This window comes from Bradyrhizobium paxllaeri, assembly GCF_001693515.2.
In the GTDB taxonomy this organism is placed as follows: Bacteria; Pseudomonadota; Alphaproteobacteria; order Rhizobiales; family Xanthobacteraceae; genus Bradyrhizobium; species Bradyrhizobium paxllaeri.
The window spans coordinates 4,250,473-4,268,202 of sequence record NZ_CP042968.1 but is presented as its reverse complement, the minus strand read 5'-3'; the positions used below and the strand labels follow the sequence as shown (position 1 = coordinate 4,268,202).

General features: G+C 63.7%; 12 protein-coding genes. 4 read left to right on the top strand and 8 right to left on the bottom strand.

Translation table 11 applies throughout. The annotated features are described in order from the left end of the window. Positions 1–41: 41 nt before the first annotated feature. The 7 genes from LMTR21_RS20385 to LMTR21_RS20355 form a co-directional block, all read right to left on the bottom strand. The gene (locus LMTR21_RS20385; RefSeq protein ID WP_065756334.1) at positions 42–902 is read right to left on the bottom strand and encodes a hypothetical protein; all 861 of its coding nucleotides are present in this window, start codon (positions 900–902) and stop codon (positions 42–44) included. Positions 903–1,300: 398 nt separating this feature from the next. Next, a complete protein-coding gene (locus tag LMTR21_RS20380) occupies positions 1,301–1,780 on the bottom strand; it encodes a hypothetical protein (protein WP_187399148.1) in 480 nt (159 codons plus the stop codon). A gap of 218 nt (positions 1,781–1,998) precedes the next feature. After that, positions 1,999–2,730 (bottom strand): tRNA-uridine aminocarboxypropyltransferase, encoded by a 732-nt coding sequence (locus LMTR21_RS20375; RefSeq protein ID WP_065756190.1) that lies wholly within the window; start codon positions 2,728–2,730, stop codon positions 1,999–2,001. Positions 2,731–2,766: 36 nt separating this feature from the next. Then, the gene (locus LMTR21_RS20370; protein WP_148635988.1) at positions 2,767–5,871 is read right to left on the bottom strand and encodes an efflux RND transporter permease subunit; all 3,105 of its coding nucleotides are present in this window, start codon (positions 5,869–5,871) and stop codon (positions 2,767–2,769) included. Continuing rightward, complete coding sequence (locus LMTR21_RS20365; RefSeq protein WP_065756192.1) at positions 5,872–9,021, bottom strand: efflux RND transporter permease subunit; 3,150 nt, start codon at positions 9,019–9,021, stop codon at positions 5,872–5,874. Positions 9,022–9,060: 39 nt separating this feature from the next. After that, a complete protein-coding gene (locus LMTR21_RS20360) occupies positions 9,061–10,458 on the bottom strand; it encodes an efflux RND transporter periplasmic adaptor subunit (protein WP_065756193.1) in 1,398 nt (465 codons plus the stop codon). Further along, positions 10,448–11,902 (bottom strand): efflux transporter outer membrane subunit, encoded by a 1,455-nt coding sequence (locus tag LMTR21_RS20355; protein WP_430642588.1) that lies wholly within the window; start codon positions 11,900–11,902, stop codon positions 10,448–10,450. The genes LMTR21_RS20360 and LMTR21_RS20355 overlap by 11 nt, the downstream gene beginning before the upstream one ends. A 383-nt stretch (positions 11,903–12,285) precedes the next feature. Between LMTR21_RS20355 and LMTR21_RS20350 the strand changes: the two genes are divergently transcribed. The 4 genes from LMTR21_RS20350 (at position 12,286) to LMTR21_RS20335 (ending at position 16,863) form a co-directional block, all read left to right on the top strand. Continuing rightward, on the top strand, positions 12,286–13,599 hold the full coding sequence (locus LMTR21_RS20350) for an NAD(P)/FAD-dependent oxidoreductase (RefSeq protein WP_065756194.1): 1,314 nt from the start codon (positions 12,286–12,288) through the stop codon (positions 13,597–13,599). 4 nt (positions 13,600–13,603) lie between these two features. Then, the gene (locus LMTR21_RS20345) at positions 13,604–14,446 is read left to right on the top strand and encodes a DUF1365 domain-containing protein (RefSeq protein WP_065756195.1); all 843 of its coding nucleotides are present in this window, start codon (positions 13,604–13,606) and stop codon (positions 14,444–14,446) included. A 55-nt stretch (positions 14,447–14,501) separates the two neighbouring features. Then, positions 14,502–15,731: an SAM-dependent methyltransferase gene (locus tag LMTR21_RS20340; RefSeq protein WP_065756196.1), complete on the top strand. Its 1,230-nt coding sequence runs from the start codon at positions 14,502–14,504 to the stop codon at positions 15,729–15,731. Positions 15,732–15,822: 91 nt separating this feature from the next. Then, the gene (locus LMTR21_RS20335; protein WP_065756197.1) at positions 15,823–16,863 is read left to right on the top strand and encodes a cysteine synthase A; all 1,041 of its coding nucleotides are present in this window, start codon (positions 15,823–15,825) and stop codon (positions 16,861–16,863) included. Between the two features lie 118 nt (positions 16,864–16,981). Here the strand turns inward: LMTR21_RS20335 and LMTR21_RS20330 are convergent, their stop codons facing one another. Next, on the bottom strand, positions 16,982–17,725 hold the full coding sequence (locus LMTR21_RS20330) for an amino acid ABC transporter ATP-binding protein (protein ID WP_065756198.1): 744 nt from the start codon (positions 17,723–17,725) through the stop codon (positions 16,982–16,984). Positions 17,726–17,730 lie beyond the last annotated feature (5 nt).

The following is a 17,730-nucleotide window of genomic DNA, read 5'->3' as shown; positions in this document are numbered from 1 at the left end:
ACGGCGCCACGCCGCGGCGCCGTTCCGTTATCGTGCAACGCTCAGGCCCGCCCCATTGCCTGGAGCCGCTTCCGTCCGCCGTCGTGATCCAGCGAGTGGCGCAATTGCTCCTCCAGTTCGTCCAGCAGGAAGAAGCTGACGTCGTCGACGGAACCGCGTCCCTTGGCGAAGGGCTGTTCGAGCAGCCGGATCAGGTACAGGACGTAGACGAACATGTAGGTGATGAATCCGAACAGCAAGGCCGCGGCCGGATCGCCCTCCGTCTTCAGCATAAGCAACAGCACGATGATCGACAATACCAGCGTCTGCACGAGAACATGCACCGACGGCACGAACTCGACGCGCTGGATGGTGTAGATCCGCAGCAGCACCCGGCGGATCGCGTCCTGGTTGGCGCGCAGGCGCACGACGAAATTCGCGGCCATGCCCATGCCCTCCAGCCTTCCGAGGATGGGCGTCAGCTTGCCAAGCTCGGCGAGCACGGGGGCAATGTTCTTGTGATCGTAGGCGTGGCCGAGACCGTCACGCAGTTTTCCGATCACACCCAGAAGGATCAGCCGCGCTTCCCTGAGATTGAAGCGCTCGTTGGTCGACGCGAAGCATTCCAGATCGCCGTCGATCGCCTCGATCGCGGTGCGCAGCACCGTCGGGATTTGCTCGGCTTCCTTGTAGTCCTTGAGAATGCTCGACAGCAGGAAGCCGATGATGAAGATGGCGCCGCCGATACCGCTCGTCACCAGGCCGTTGAGATCGAGGAATTCGAACTCGAAATAGTGAACGATCGCCTTGACGCTACCCAGCACCAGCACGACGGCGCCGACCGTGAAGAACAGGCGAAATTTCTTTCGGAAACTGAGTTCGGCGCCGCCGAAATGAAGGTGCGAGAGGATCGAAGACGGCAAAGCGTGAATATCCTTGTCCCTGGTGAACGAAAGCGGAGACAGTTCCGCGTCCCTATCCAGCATTTGCCAATCCAGCATTTGCGGCGCGAATCCGTCGACTTCGAAGACGGTTATCCACCATGCTTCGTCATCTCAAGCCCTGCAGATCGGTGCTGAAGACGGCCGTGCCCAGCCGCTGGATTACAGATGCATTTGGCTGCAGATAATCATCAAGCCCGCAAATGGCTCCCGCGGCGTTGGCGACATATCGCCACAATAGCGCGTTGGCCGCAGCCTCAAGCCGCCGTGGGCGGCACATTTTGATCAGCCTGAACAGCCGGTGCGCCGTCAGAATATCCAGCTAATGGCCGCGACGATGAACGGTGCGGCCATTAGCAGAACCGGCCACAGCCGGAATATCACGCGGCCAGACTACTACCCGCGGCAATTTTCTTCTTCAGCGCTTCGCAAACGGTGCGGACTTCCGATGTCATCAAGGAACAATCCTCGATCTGCAGGAAGTAGCGCTTGCCTTCCTCGCGATAGTTCGCCGCCAACTCCCTGATTTCGGTCACCATCGCGTGAACACCCGCGACCATTGCCTCGCATTTCTTGGCGGCCTCGGACAGTTCAGTGCCGAGCGCTTCAATCTCCTTCACCGCCGCGTCGTATTCGCGGACCACGGCTTCGGCCGAGAGTTTGCCGACCTGATTAACCCCTTCCTTGTGGGCGACGTAGTCGGGCATCGGGCCCTTCGGCAGCGGCTGATCGTAGCCGTTTGACACCCCTGGCATCGCCGGCCCTCGCCGGGTTTGATGGATTATGTTGCCGATTTCCCCTTCAAGTTCATCAGCGTCGAGTAATGGGGAACGCGTCAGAATTTCTGTGCTTAAAGTCATCGACTATTGCTCCAAAATTGTTACGCGGAGGGGGACGAATTTAGCATCGTCAAGGGCGGTGTCACCCTTGTCCACAGCCGTTTCTGGGCAAACAGGGGGTAGCTATGTCTTGTTGCCGACATTGGAACTCGGCCCCAGCACCGCGAGCATAACGAGCCCATAGCCCGTAACGCGCGAGCGATACGAACCTGCACCGACTATCCCTTCGAGCGCCGCCGTTACCCCCGCTTGCGCCGCCGCCAGTCCCGCTTTTTCGGCTTCGGCGCGACTTCCGGCATCTCCGCCTGCACCTCGCGATACCGCGCCAGCATCCGATCGAAGGTGGCGTTGAGCGCCTCCGAGATTTCGGGACGCTTCTCGAGCCTGGCCAGCAGCAGGCCCGCGGCCTCGATGGTGGAAAGGCCGTCGCGGCGCGGCTCCTTGCGCAGCTTGCCGTAACGCGACGGGCGCTTCGGCCCGAGAATGACCCGCTGGCATTTCAGCATCCAGGCATTGCGCCACCACAGCGCCTTGGCCTGGCTCCAGGTTCCGTCAAGCAGCACGACGCCCTCGATGTCGGACAGGATCGCACGCTGGTGCGGCTCGATTTCGCCCTTGCGGTTGATCGCCACGATCTCGGCATCGGTGTCGAGGTCGGCGACTTTGGCTGAACCAAGATAAAGCACCGCCCAGCGCGAGGGATCATGAACCGTCCGGCCCAACGCCTTGGACAGGCTCGGCCAGGACAAGCCGATTTTGACCACGGCATCCGCAAAATGCTGCGCCGTCAGCCGCGCGGTGCCGAGCGTCCTGTCCTGCTCCTGCGGATGTTGCAGGATCAGCAGCGAGATCCTGCTTTCGACCGGGGTCACGCTGTCGCAGATGCAGAGCGGCAGCGGCTTGCCGCAGCGCGGACACTCCGGAACGGCCTCCACGGCGGCGCCGGCCTGGGGATTGGATGGGTTTGGCATCCGCCCGCTATACGCTGTCCGTGGCCGGGTGTTCAACTATTCGGCGGGGGCTGCCACCGCGGCCGGCCGGGACCGCTGGCGCAGCCGGTCGATCAGCAGGTAAATGACCGGCGTGGTGTAGAGCGTCAGGATCTGGGAGACGAACAGGCCGCCGATGATGGTGATGCCGAGCGGCCGGCGCAGCTCGGTTCCGGGGCCGGTGGCGATCACCAGCGGAATGCCGGCAAACAGCGCCGCCATCGTCGTCATCAGAATGGGGCGGAAGCGGGCGCGGCAGGCCTCGAAGATCGCATCCGCCGACGACAGACCGCGGTTGCGCTCGGCGTCGAGCGCGAAATCGACCATCATGATACCGTTCTTCTTGACGATGCCGATCAGCAGGATGATGCCGACGAAAGCTATCACCGTCAGCGGAGTATTCGTCACCTGCAATGCCAGCAGTGCGCCGAGCCCCGCTGAAGGCAGCGTCGAGATGATCGTGATCGGATGCGCCAGGCTCTCATAGAGCACGCCGAGCACGATATACATCGCGACCAATGCGCCGAGGATCAGAAGCGGCTGCCGTCCGCTGGTCTTGTTGAAGTCGCCGGCATTGCCGTCAAAACTGCCGCGGATACCTTCCGGCATATGCAGCTCATCGACCGCGCGCTGGATGTTTGTGGTCGCGACCTCCAGCGGCACGTCGGGCAGCAGATTGAACGAGACCGTCGTCGAGGGGAACGATTGCGAGTGATATACCGCGAGCGCCGACAGGCCGCGCTGGTAGCGCACCACGGCCGATAGCGGAACCTGGGCGTCGTTGGCGCCGGCCACGAAGATGCGCTCGAGATTGGACGGGTCCGCCTGGAATTTCGGATCGATCTCCAGCACCACCATGTACTGGTTGCGCTGGGTATAGATGATCGAAATCTGCCGCTGCGCGAATGCATTGTTCAGGGCATTGTCAATATCCTGGACCCGAACGCCGAGGCTCGCGGCGGTCTTGCGGTCGATCACCAGCGACAATTGCAAGCCTCCGGGATCGCGGTCACTGGAGATGTCGGTGATGCCCTCCACCGTCTCCATGCGCTTGGCGACGATCGGGGCCCATTTCTGCAGCAGGTCGAGGTTGGTGCTCGACAGCGTGTACTGATAGTCGGAATCGCTCTGCCGCCCGCCGGTGCGGATATCCTGCGCCGCGAACATGAATAGGCGGATGCCGGCGACCCGGTAGAGATTGCGCCGCAGGCGATCGATCACCTGCGCCGTCGACACGCCTTCCCGCTCCTCCGGCGGCTTCAGGCTGATGAACATGGTGCCGCGGTTGGAACCGCCGCCGCCCGGCCCAGCGCTGCCGCCGAGCGACGAGCCAACGCCCGCGACCGCCGGATCGGCCATCACGATGTCAGCCAGTTGCTGCTGCAACCCCAGCATCGCCTGGAATGAGGTGTCGGCCGAAGCGCGTGTCGAGCCGATCACGAAGCCGCTGTCATCGGTCGGAAAATAGCCCTTCGGCGTCTTGATGTAGAGCACCACCGTCAGCGCGATGGTGGCGAAGAACACGAGCAGGGTCAGGAACGGGAAATTCAATACCGCGCGCAGCGTCCGGGCATAAAAGGCCACGATGCGCGACAGCGTGCCCTCGACGAGGCGGTCGAACCAGGTGGCATGGTCTGAGGTCGCTTCCTTGATGTAATGCGCGCAGATCATCGGCGTGATCGTGAGCGAGACCACGGTCGAGACCACGATGGCAAAGGTCAGCGTCAGCGAGAATTCGCGCAGCAGCCGGCCGACGATGCCGTCCATGAAGATCAGCGGCGTAAATGCCGCGATCAAGGACAGGCTGATCGACAGCACGGTAAAGCCGATCTGCTTGGCGCCTTCGAGCGCCGCCGGATACGGCGCCATGCCCTGTTCGAGATTGCGGTACATGTTCTCGATCATGACGATGGCATCGTCGACCACGAAGCCGACGGAAATCGCCAGCGCCATCAGCGACAGGTTGTCGATCGAGAATCCGGCGAGCCACATCCCGGCGCAGGTGCCGGCCAGCGCCAGCGGCACCGAAACGCCGGCCGCGATTGTCGGCGTCAGCCGCCGCAGGAAGGCGAATACCACCACCATGACCAGGAAGGCGGTCGCCAGCAGCGTGAACTGCATGTCGAGCACGCTGGCGCGGATGGTGCCGGTGCGGTCGACCAGCGTGGAAATTTCCACCCCGCCGGGCAGCCACTGCTTCAGTTCGGGAATCAGCGCCCTCACCCGATCGACGGTGTCGATCACATTGGCGTCGCCCTGCTTGGTGATCTGGATCAGCACCGCCGGCTGCTTGTTGAACCAGGCGATCGAGCGGGCATTGCGGACGGAATCTTCCACATCCGCCACATCGGACAGGCGGACGAAATTGCCGGCCGAACTCTTGATGATGACGTCGCGGAATTCGGCCGCCGTTCGCATCTGCTTGTTGGTCGAAATCGTCTCGCTCTGGCGGCCGCCGTTGAATATCCCGACCGGACCAAGCGGGTTGGCGTTGATGATCGCCTGACGAACGTCGTCGGTGGCAATCCCCGCATTCGACAGCGCCACCGGGTTGAGCGCGATCCGCACCGCCGGCTGATCGGCGCCAGAGACCGTGACCTCGCCGACACCAGGCACCTGCGAGATCCGCTGCGCGATCACGGTATCGGCGACGTCGTACATGGCGCTCGTCGTCAGCGTCTTTGACGTCAGCGCCAGCACGAACACCGGCGCGGCAGCGGGATTGGATTTACGGAAACGCGGCAGCGACGGCAGGTCGCTCGGCAAATCGGCCAGCGACGCATTGATCGCGGCCTGCACGTCGCGGGCGGCGCGGTCGATGTCGCGGCCGATCGAGAATTGCAATTGAATGCTGGTGGAGCCGAGCGAACTGGTCGAGGTGATCTTGTCCAGTCCCGCGATCTGGCCAAGCCGGCGCTCCAGCGGCGCCGCGACGGTCGACGCCATCACGGAAGGGTCCGCGCCCGGCCGCGTCGCGGACACCCGGATCATCGGGAAATCGACGTTCGGAACGGACGACACCGGCAGGAACACGTAGGCGACGATGCCGACCAGAAAGAGCCCGATCGCCAGCAGCGTGGTGCCAACCGGCCGCCGGATGAAGGGCTCCGAGATCGATGCCATCTATTGCATCCCCTCGGTGGCGCCGGCGACCGTGGGTCCGGGCGGCCCTGGGTCCGGCACGGCCTTCTCGATTTTGCGATTGATCCGGTCGAGCGCCAGATAGATCACCGGCGTCGTGTAGAGCGTCAGCAACTGGCTCAGCAGCAGACCGCCGATGATGGAAATGCCGAGCGGAAAGCGCAATTCGGCGCCGGTGCCGCTCTCGATCGCCAGCGGCAATGCGCCGAACAGCGCAGCCAGCGTCGTCATCATGATCGGGCGGAAGCGCAGCAGGCAGGCCTGTACGATCGCCTCGGAAGGCGACATGCCCTGATGCCGCTCCGCCTCCAGCGCGAAGTCGATCATCATGATCGCGTTCTTCTTGACGATGCCCATCAACAGAATGATGCCGATCAGGCCGATCACCGACAGGTCTTGCCCGAACAGCATCAGCGCCAGAATGGCGCCGACGCCGGCGGAGGGCAGCGTCGAGAGAATGGTGATGGGGTGGATGTAGCTCTCGTAGAGCACGCCCAGCACGATGTAGATGGTGACGATCGCCGCCAGGATGAGCCAGGGCTGGCCGGCCAGCGATTTGGAGAACTCGGCCGCATCGCCCGCATAGACGCCGACGATACTGCCGGGCATGCCGATCCTGGTCTCGATCTTCTTGACGGCCTCGACGGCATCGCCGAGCGCCTCGCCGGGCCCGAGATTGAAGCTGAGCGAGATCGCCGGAAACTGCGCCAGATGCGAAATCGCCAGCGGCGCCGTGGTGCGGGTCAGCGTCGCCACCGCCGACAGCGGCACCTGGGCGTTGGGCGCGCCGACGGTGGTGCTCGCAGCCCCCGGCAGGTAGAGTTTTGACAGGATCGAGGGATCGCGCTGGTACATCGGCATCGCCTCCAGCACCACGCGGTACTGGTTGGCCTGGCCGTAAATCGTCGAAATCTGCCGCTGCGCAAAGGCGTCGTTGAGGGTGTCGTTGACCGCCTGGACGCTGACGCCGAGCTGGCCCGCGCGCTGCCGGTTGATGTCGAGCGCGGCGCGCAAACCGCCCTCCTGCGCTTCCGACGAGACGTCGCGGAACAGCGGATCCCGGCGCATTTCGGCAATCAGCTTCTGCGACCACTTGGACACTTCCGCCGCATCGGTGCCGGTCAGCGTATACTGGTACTGCGAGCGGCTCGACTGGGTCGAGATCTGCACGTCTTGCACCGGCTGGAAATAGATCTTCATGCCGGGGATCGAGGCGGTGCGCTGCTTCAGCCGGTCGACCACGACCGAAATGTCATCCTCCCGCTCGCCGCGCGGCCGCAGCGTCATCACGAGACGCCCGACATTGGTGGTCGGATTGACGGAACCGGCCCCGATCACGGAGACCACGCCGACCACATCCGGATCGGCCTGGATCGCGGCCGCGGCCGCCGCCTGACGGCTCTGCATCTCGGCAAAGGAAACGTCGGGGCCGGCTTCGGTCACCGCGGTGATCGACGCGGTGTCCTGCAGCGGCAGGAAGCCCTTCGGCGCGACCACATACATCAGCAGCGTCGCGACAATGGTGGCGAAGGTCACCATCAGCGTCGCGCGCTGGCGCTGCAGCACCCACAGCAGCGTACGATGGTACAAGTCGACCGTACGGTCGATGAAACGGCTGACGGCGGCAAGGCCGGGGACCGTCATCTCCTCGCCGACATGCTTGAGCAGCCGCGAACACATCATCGGCGTCAGCGTCAGTGACACGATCGCGGAGGTCACGACCGCGATCGTCAGCGTCAGCGCGAACTCGCGGAACATGCGTCCGACCAGCCCGGACATGAACAGAAGCGGGATGAAGACCGCGATCAGCGATACCGTCAGCGAGATCACGGTAAAGCCGATTTCGCTGGCGCCCTTCAGTGACGCCTCCATCACGGACTCGCCGTTTTCCATGTGACGGACGATGTTCTCGATCATCACGATGGCATCATCGACCACGAAGCCGGTGCCGATCGTGAGCGCCATCAGCGACAGATTGTCGAGGCTGAAGCCTGCGAAATACATGATGCCGAAGCTCGTGATCAGCGACAGCGGCAGTGCCACGCCCGCGATCAGAGTGGCGCGCAGCGAGCGCAGGAACAACAGCACCACCAGCGTCACCAGCACCACGGCAAGGATCAGCGTGAACTGGACGTCCCGCACCGAGGCGCGAATGGTGACGGTGCGGTCGGAGACCACGTGCAAATTGACGCCGGCCGGGATCGAGCGCTGCAGCTTGGGAATTTCTGCACGGATCTGCCTGACGACCTCGATGACGTTGGCGCCGGGCTGCCGCTGGATGTCGATGATCACGGCCGGCGTGCCCTGATACCAGCCGCCGGTCCGATCGTTCTCCAGCCCGTCGATGATGATGGCGACGTCGCCGATCGTGACCGGCGAGCCGTTGCGATAGGCGATGATGATCGGCTTGTAGGCGTCCGCCGCCGCGATCTGGTCGTTGGCAGCGATGGTGTAGGCCTGCTGCGCGCCGTCGAGCGATCCCTTCGGCCCCGACACGTTGGCGCCCGCAATGGCGTTGCGCAGATCCTCCATCGAGATGCCGTAGGCGGCGAGCCGCGCCAGATCCGCCTGCACCCGCACCGCAGGCTTGAGCCCACCGAGGATGGCGACGCGCCCGACACCGGAAATCTGACTGAGCCGCTGGCCGAGGAGGGTGTCGGCGATATCGCTCATCGCACGCAGCGAAATCGTCTCCGACGTCAGCGCCAGCGTCAGGACCGGCGCATCCGCCGGATTGACCTTGGCGTAGGTCGGCGGATACGGCAGGTTTTTCGGCAGGATTCCGGCGGCGGCGTTGATCGCGGCCTGAACGTCCTGAGTCGCCCCGTCGATGTCGCGGTTGAGGTCGAACTGCAGCGATATCTGGCTGACGCCGTACGAGGAGGTCGACTGCATCGACGACAGCGACGGGATCTGCCCGAGCTGGCGCTCGAGCGGCGCCGTGATCAGGGACGCCACCACATCGGGGCTCGCGCCCGGCAGTTGCGTCGTCACCTGCACGGTCGGGAAATCGACCTGCGGCAGCGCCGATACCGGCAGCGCCCAATAGCCGAGCGCACCGCCGATCATCAGCGCGATCCCCAACAGCGAGGTCGCGATCGGCCGGCGGATGAACGGTTCGGATACGCTCATGGTTGCGTACTCATGGCTTTGCGAAGTTGCTTCAGACGATCAAGGCTGCGACTTCGCCGCGCCGCCCGATGGTTCACCTCGCGCTGGTCCGGTTTGTCCCTTCTGGTCGCCCTCGCCGCGCTCGCGCTTGCCGCGATGCTCGCCGTCCTTGCCCTGATGGACCTGGCCGTCCTTGCCTTGACCGCCCTTCGCATCCGGCGAGCGGCTGCGCTTGCGCGGCGCCAGATCGGCGGTCGGCGCCCGGTCGTCGGTGCCGATCAGGACCCTGGCGCCGTCGGACAGATTGGCAAAGCCGGTCGTCACCACGCGGTCGGACGTCGAAAGGCCGCTCGCGATCACCGCGTCGTTCTCGTTCTGCTGCGTCACCACGATCGCCTTGGCGGTCGCGACATTGTCGGGACCGATCACATAGCTGAATGTCCCGACAGGGCCGCGCTGCACCGCCGAGGTCGGCACCACGATCGCCTTCTCCAGCGTTTCGACCTTCAGCCGCACATTGACGAACTGCCCGGGCCAGAGCTGGAATTTGGCGTTCGGAAACTCCGCCTTCAGCTTCAGCGTGCCGGTGGTCGGATCGACCTGGTTGTCGATGCCCTTCAGCATACCGGTATCGACCACCGTCACGCCGTCATTGCCGAACACGTCCACCGCGAGCGGCCCCTTGGCGGCAGCGGCGTTGACGCGCACGATTTGCTGCTGCGGCAGGCTGAACTGCACCGCGATCGGCTGCAACTGCGTCAGGATGACGAGCCCGGTCGCGTCGGCGGCGCGGATGATGTTGCCCTGGTCGACCTGGCGCAGGCCGGCGCGCCCGGTCAACGGCGCGATGATCTTGGTATAGCCGAGCATCGCCTTCGCATTGTCGATCGCGGCCTGGTCGGCCTGCACCAGCGCCTCCTGCTGGGCGACCACGGCACGCTGCGTATCGGCCTGCTGCTTGGAACCTGCATTCGAGGCGGCAAGCTGCTGATAGCGCGCCAGATCGAGCTTCTGGTTGGCAAGCAGCGCCTCGTCTTGCGCCTTCTTGGCCACCGCCTGATCGTACTGGGCCTGGTAGATCACGGGATCAATCTCGGCGAGCACGTCGCCCTGCTTGACGTCCTGGCCTTCGACGAAGTTGACCTTGATCAGTTTGCCGTCGACCTGGGAGCGCACCGTCACCGTGTTCAGCGCCCGGACCGAGCCGACCGCGTCGAGATAGACCGGGACATCCTGCGTGCGCGGCGTGGCCGCCAGCACCGGCACCGGAAGGTCGGGGCGGGCGCCGGGCCCGTTGCGGCCGCCCGGCTTCTGCTGAAAGGCGTTCCAGCCGAGATAGCCGAGCCCGCCAAGGATCAATAGCGTGATCGTCAACGACACCATCCGCCGGCCAATCCCACGCGCGACGCGCTTGCGCGTCGTCTTCGCGTCTTCCTTTATTTCCGGCTTAAAGAGCATCGACCGGCCTTTCCATCCTTGGCTCCCAGCCGCCCCCCAGCGCCTGATAGAGGCTAACGATCGCCTGCAGCCGGGCCAGTTGGGCCTGCCACAGCAAATCCTCCGCCTGGAATAACGTCGTCTGCGTATTTAGCACAGTTACGATATCGGCGGTTCCAGCTCGCAACTGCTGCTCGGCAAGCTGGAAGGCCCGCCGCGATGCCGCCACCACTTCGCGCTGCAGCCGCAGCCTCTCCGTGGTCTGGCGGATCGAGTACAGGGCGTTATCGACATCGGCAAAGGCCTGCACCACGGTCTTGCGATAGATCTGCAGCAACTCGTCCTGCCGCGCCTTGGTAAACTCGAAATTGCCGAGGATCCTGCCGCCGTCGAAGATCGGCTGGGTCAGGCTGCCGACCATGCTGAAGAAGGCGGCGTGCGGCTGAAACAGCGAGGACAGCGCCGAGCTTTGATAGCCGCCCTGCCCGGTCAATTGGATGCTTGGAAAGAACTGCGCGCGGGCATTGCCGACATTGGCGGTCGCCGAGGCAAGCTGCGCTTCCTGTCGGCGGATGTCAGGACGCTGGGTCAGTAACTCCGACGGCAGGCCGGGCGTGACCCTCGGCGACCCGATCTGGTTGAGTGACCCGCCCTTGACGCGAACGGATTCCGGCGGCCTCGACACCAGGGTTGCCAGCGCGTTGATGTTCTGGTCGAGCGTCTGTTTCAGCGGTGGTACCTGCGCGCGCTGGTTGGCGACCACACTCTCCTGCTGCGCGACGTCGAGGTCGGTGCCGGTCCCGGCTTTGAAGCGGTCGCGGATGGCGTTGAGGATGCGCTCGGCGCTGGCGATGTTCTGCTGCGCGGTCCGAAGCCGGTCCTGCGCGGTTAGCACCTGGAAATAAGCGTTGGCAACCGTCGTCAGCGTGGTCAGCGCGACGACGTCGCGGTCGAAGCGGTTGGCGATCGCGGTCTCTTCCGCGGCTTGCGCGGCGTCGCGATTCTTGCCCCAGAAATCGAGTTCATAGCTGGCGCTGAACGAGGCCGAGTAGTTGACCACCTCGCGGCCGCCATTGGTCAGGCCGCTGGCGCTCGATCCGGAGGTGCGCGAATAGCTCTCTGAACCGGTACCGCTGAGGCTCGGCAACAACGCCGCGCCCGCGATTCGCGCCTGCGCATCGGCCTGCTGGAACCGCGCGGTGGCGGCGGCGATGTCCAGATTGACGGTTTGCGCCTCCTCCATCAGGCTCGTCAGCTCGCGCGAACGGAAGCCGCGCCACCAGTCGAGCGTCGGCGGCGCATCCTTGGGCTTCGAAAGCCGGGCCGCCTTGTAGCCCTCGGGAATGTCGAGCGCGGGATCGGGCAGGTCCTTGGTCAGGATGCAGCCAGCGGAACTGGCAACGAAGCCAAGCACCGCAAGTGATCGCGCCAGCCGCTTCGCGCCCGGAATGAGCGCAGGCCAAATCTCGATCGCAGCAGTTGTACTTCCTTGGGTCACACCCGTTCTCCACCGGGCAAATCCCGGCCCGGCGCATAACGAGCGCTTCTCCTGTTGGCCTGCAATACGATCACGGGGTGATGCTTCCGTTTGAACCGAAGCAGATATTACCCTTGCGGCCGGGACGCGGACAGCCCCGCGCTGCCCTTCACCAATGGTCCGAGCGGCGGCGCAAAACAGCCGGCAAAGCGCTCATTCTCCTTATTTTATAGGGTTTCGAACGATGCCGGGGTTCCACAGGACGCCGAAATCTTACGAAGATTTCATGGGGATTTTCCCCTGCCTGTGGCCGATTTGAAACCCCCGGGAACAGCCCCCCGTATCTCGCCTCGTGCAATGGAGGGCCAGAAATGCGGGTCGCGGTGGTCGGTACGGGAATCAGTGGCAACGCCGCGGCTTGGACCTTGTCGAAACAATATCCGGTCACGGTCTACGATCGCGAACTCAGGCCCGGCGGCCACAGCCACACCGTCAGCATCGACTATGACGGCGCGCAGCTTAACGTCGACATCGGCTTCATCGTCTACAACGAGCTGAATTATCCGGACCTCACGGCGCTTTTCGCCCATCTCGGCGTCGAAACCGTCGAAAGCTGCATGAGCTTTGCGGTGACGGCCGATACCGGCCGCTTCGAATGGAAAGGCGGCGGCAACAACTGGTTCGAGACCGCTTGCGGACTGTTCGCGCAGCCCATCAACCTGTTGTCGCCCTCCTACCTCTGGATGCTGCGCGACATCCTCACCTTCAACCAGCAGAGCGTCGAGGATTACGTCGCGGGCAAACTGGCCGGGCTGACGCTCGGTGAATACTTCCGCACGCGTCATTTTGCGCCACGGCTGTTGACCGATTATCTGGCGCCGATGGGCGCTGCGATCTGGTCGGCGCCGTCGAGCGAAATGCTGGATTTCCCGGCCGAAAACTTCGTCGCGTTTTTCGCCAACCATCGCCTGCTGCAATATGACCGCCCGGTCTGGCGCACCGTGAAGGGCGGCAGCCAGCGCTATGTCGACAAGCTGACCTCTTCGTTCCGCGACCGCATCAAGCTCGGCTGCGCCGTCACCGCCATCGAGCGTACTGCGCATGGTGTCGTCGCGCACGACAGCCACGGCAAGGCCAATGCTTACGACCATGTCGTGATTGCGTCCCACAGCGACCAGGCGCTGGCGTTGCTGTCGGACGCCGACGATCGCGAGCGTTCAATCCTGGGCGCCATCGGCTATTCCCCCAACACGATCTACCTGCATCGCGATATCAGCCTGATGCCGAAGCGCCGACGCGCCTGGGCGTCGTGGAATTTTCTGCGCTGGCCGCGCCAGACAAGCGTCGATAACGACGTATCCGTGACCTACTGGATGAACGAGCTGCAGGGCATCGATCCCGACAAGCCGCTGTTCGTCAGCCTCAACCCGCCGGTCGCGCCCGATCCCGCGCTGACCTTCGGCAAGTATCTTTGCGAGCATCCGCAGTACAACGCCGTCGCTTTTGCCGCCCAGAAGCGCCTGCCCGAAATTCAAGGCAGGCGGCATACCTGGTTCTGCGGCGCATGGACCGGATACGGTTTCCACGAGGACGGATTGCGCTCCGGCCTTGCCGTTGCAGAAGCGCTCGGCGCGACGGCGCCATGGCGGGAAGCGCCGCGAGAGCTGGCGGAAGCTGCGGAGTAACCCCATGGGGGAAACACCGACAAGAGCCGACGCTGCGGCGCTTTACATCGGCGACGTCATGCATGCGCGGCTGAAGCCGATCGGCCATCGCTTCAGCTATCGTGTGATGAGCCTGCTGATCGACCTGGACCGGCTGGAAGACGCGGACCGGCAATCGCCGCTGTTCGGCGTCAACCGCGCGGCGCTCTACAGTTTTCACGAGGCCGACCATGGTCCGCGGGACGGCTCATCCCTGCGCGCCTATGCGCAGCGTTGCGCGGCCGAACGCGGCATCGACCTCACAGGCGGGCCGGTGCTGCTGCTCTGCTATCCCCGCCTGCTGGGCTACGCGTTCAATCCGTTGTCGGTCTATTTCTGCTACCGCGCGAACCGCGAATTGGCACTTCTGATCTACGAGGTGCGCAACACCTTTGGCGATATCCACGCTTACGTCCTGCCGGTGACGCCAAGCGATGTCAGCTGTGCCGGCGTGCGGCAGCGGCAGGACAAGCTGTTTTACGTCTCGCCCTTTATCGAGATGGCCATGCGCTACCATTTTCGCGTGCTGCCGCCCGACAAGCGTGTGCAGTTGCGAATTCTGGAAACCAGCCGCGAAGGCCCCCTCCTCGCTGCAACCTTCAATGGTCACCGCCGCATGCTCAACACCAAGGAGTTGCTGCGGACGTTCTTGGCTCTGCCGCTGGTCACATTCAAGGTCATGGCGGCGATACATTGGGAGGCGCTGCGGCTTTGGCTCAAGGGCGCGCGGCAGGTCCCGCGGCAGCATGCCGCCTTCAATACCGGCTTGGCGAGCGGGAACGGCAACGATTATACTTCGCCAGCGTTGTCCGCCCATGCCGAAGACTGAGCAGGGCCGATCGGCCATGCGAAGTCGGGGTAAACCGACGTTCGATGGATCGCACATGTCCGAGTTAATTTCGGTCACATCGGAAACCGTAGACGCAACGTTTCCGGAATTGCCCCGCCTGGTCCGGCTGGCGCTGGGCTTCGGTTCAAAGCTGCAACATGGCACGCTCGACGTGACGCTGGCCGACGGCCGCATGGTGCGGCTGGGCGGCAACGGGCCGGGCCCGGCGGCGGCGATGACGATCTACGATTACGGCTTTGCCTCGCGACTCCTGCGCGGCGGCGACATCGGCATTGCGGAAGCCTATCTGCGCGGCGAATGGGACACGCCCGACCTCACGCAATTCCTCTATCTGTTCTGCGTCAACCAGGACTGGATGCAGACGATGCTGGTCGCCAACCCGCTGGCGCGCACGCTGCAGTTCATCAGGCATTGGCTCAACCGCAATACGCGGCGGCAGGCTCGCCGCAACATCTATGCGCATTACGACATCGGCAACGCCTTCTATTCGGCGTGGCTCGATCCGAGCATGACCTATTCGTCGGCGCTGTTCGAAGACGACACGCCCGACCTGACGGCCGCGCAACACAACAAGTACCGGCGGCTCGCCGAAGCCATCGATCTGCGGCCAGGCCAGAAGCTCCTGGAGATCGGCTGCGGATGGGGCGGCTTTGCCGAATACGCCGCCAAGACGTTCGGCGCCAGGGTAGTAGGCCTCACCATCAGCAAGGAGCAGCGCGATTTCGCACAAGCGCGGATTCACAATGCCGGGCTCAGCGACAAGGTCGAGATCAAGCTCAGGGATTATCGCGACGAGCGCGACCGCTACGACCGCATCGCCTCGATCGAGATGATCGAGGCGGTCGGCGAGCAATTCTGGCCGAACTATTTTTCACAGTTGCGCGACCGTCTGCTTCCCGGCGGGCTCGCCGGCATCCAGGCCATCACCATCCAGGACAGCCTGTTCCAGACCTACCGCCGCGAAGTCGACTTCATCCAGCGCTACGTCTTCCCGGGCGGGATGCTGCCCTCGCCGGAGATTCTCAAAACGCTGGGCGAGCGCTTCGGTGTTCCCGTCATCCGCGAGCGCATCTTTGGGCAAGATTATGCCAAGACGCTTGCGATCTGGCGAAACAATTTCCGCGCGGCGTGGCCAAACCTGACGCCGTCGGGTTTCGACGATCGCTTCCGGCGGCTCTGGGAATATTACCTCGCCTATTGCGAGGCCGGTTTCCTGTCGGGAAATATCGACGTGCGCCAGGTGGTGTTTGCGAAATCGGGCTGATCTGCCCTGCCGCAACGCTGGCTTGTGCGGCTAGCGGCGGTCCTTTAGGGTCGCTCAACGATTAGGCAAACAAACCGGCGATTTCAACGACATGGCCTTCAACAAAGACGTTATCGAAGCGATCGGCAATACTCCCCTCATCAAGCTGAAGCACGCTTCCGAAGCCACCGGCTGCACCATTCTCGGCAAGGCCGAATTCATGAATCCGGGACAGTCGGTCAAGGACCGCGCGGGCAAATGGATGATCCTGGAGGCCGAGAAGCGCGGCGAGCTCAAGCCCGGCGGCCTGGTGGTGGAATCGACCGCCGGCAACACCGGCATCGGTCTCGCTGTGGTCGCCAGCGCGCGCGGTTACCGCACGCTTATCCTGATCCCGGAAACGCAGAGCCAGGAAAAGAAGGATATGCTGCGGCTGTGCGGCGCCGAACTCGTCGAGGTGCCGGCGCTGCCTTACGCCAATCCGAACAACTACCAGCATGTCGGCCGGCGGCTGGCCGCCCAGCTTCGCAAGACCGAGCCGAACGGCGTGTTGTTCGCCGACCAGTGGAACAATCTCGACAACGCGAAGGCGCACTACGAATCCACCGGACCGGAGATCTGGGAACAGACCGGCGGCAAGATCGACGGCTTTATCTGCTCGGTCGGCACCGGCGGCACGCTGGCCGGCGTCAGCCGCTATCTGAAGGAAAAGCACCCGGGCATTGTCAACGCCTGCGCCGATCCGCATGGCTTTGCAATGTACGAGCTGTTCAAGCACGGCAAGGCCAAATCGACACCGGGTGACTCGATCACCGAAGGCATCGGGCTCGGCCGCGTCACACCTGTCATCGAGACCGCCAAGGTCGACGACGCTTTCCTGATCTCGGACGAGGAAGCCGTGACGGTGATCTATGACCTGCTCGAGCACGAGGGCCTGTGCCTCGGCGGCTCGACCGGCGTCAACATCGCCGGCGCGATCCGACTTGCCAAGCAGCTCGGTCCCGGCAAGACCATCGTGACCATCCTTGCCGACTCCGGCAATCGCTATCAGTCAAAGCTGTTCAATCCGGAGTTCATGCGCTCGAAGAACCTGCCGGTGCCGGCGTGGCTGGAGAAGCGCAGCAAGATCGACGTGCCGTTCGAGAAGACGTGAGGCCCCTGCATCGTCATTCCGGGGCGATGCGCAGCATCGAACTCTGGGGCGCTCCTTGCGCCCCTGAGAATCTCGAGGTTCCGGGTTCGCGCTTCGCGCGCCCCGGAACGACAGCTTCCTAATGTCGCAAAATCTGGCTCAGGAACAGCTTGGTCCGCGCGTGCTGCGGGTTGGCGAAAAACTCACGCGGCGTGTTTGACTCGATCACCTGGCCGGCGTCCATGAACACGACGCGGTTGGCGACCTCGCGGGCAAATCCCATCTCGTGGGTGACGACCAGCATGGTCATGCCCTCCTTGGCGAGATCGACCATGGTGTCGAGCACTTCCTTGACCATTTCGGGATCGAGCGCCGAAGTCGGCTCGTCGAACAGCATGACCTTCGGGTTCATGGTCAGCGCGCGGGCAATCGCCACGCGCTGCTGCTGACCGCCCGACATCTGGCCCGGATATTTGTTGGCCTGATGCGGGATCTTGACCCGCTCCAGGAATTTCATCGCGGTGGCTTCGGCGTCCTTTTTCGGGATGTTGCGCACCCAGATCGGCGCCAGGGTGCAGTTCTCGAGCACCGTCAGGTGTGGAAACAGGTTGAAGCTCTGGAACACCATGCCGACCTCGCGCCGGACCTCGTCGACCCGCTTCAGGTTCGGCCCCAGTTCGATGCCCTCGACCACGATCTGGCCTTCCTGGAATTCCTCCAGCGCATTGATGCAGCGGATCAGCGTCGACTTTCCCGAGCCTGACGGGCCGCAGATCACGATGCGCTCGCCCTTGGCGACATCGAGGTTGATGTCGCGAAGCACGTGAAAGTCGCCGTACCATTTGTTGAGTGCGTTGATGCCGACGATCGAGTTTGCGGTCATGGTGA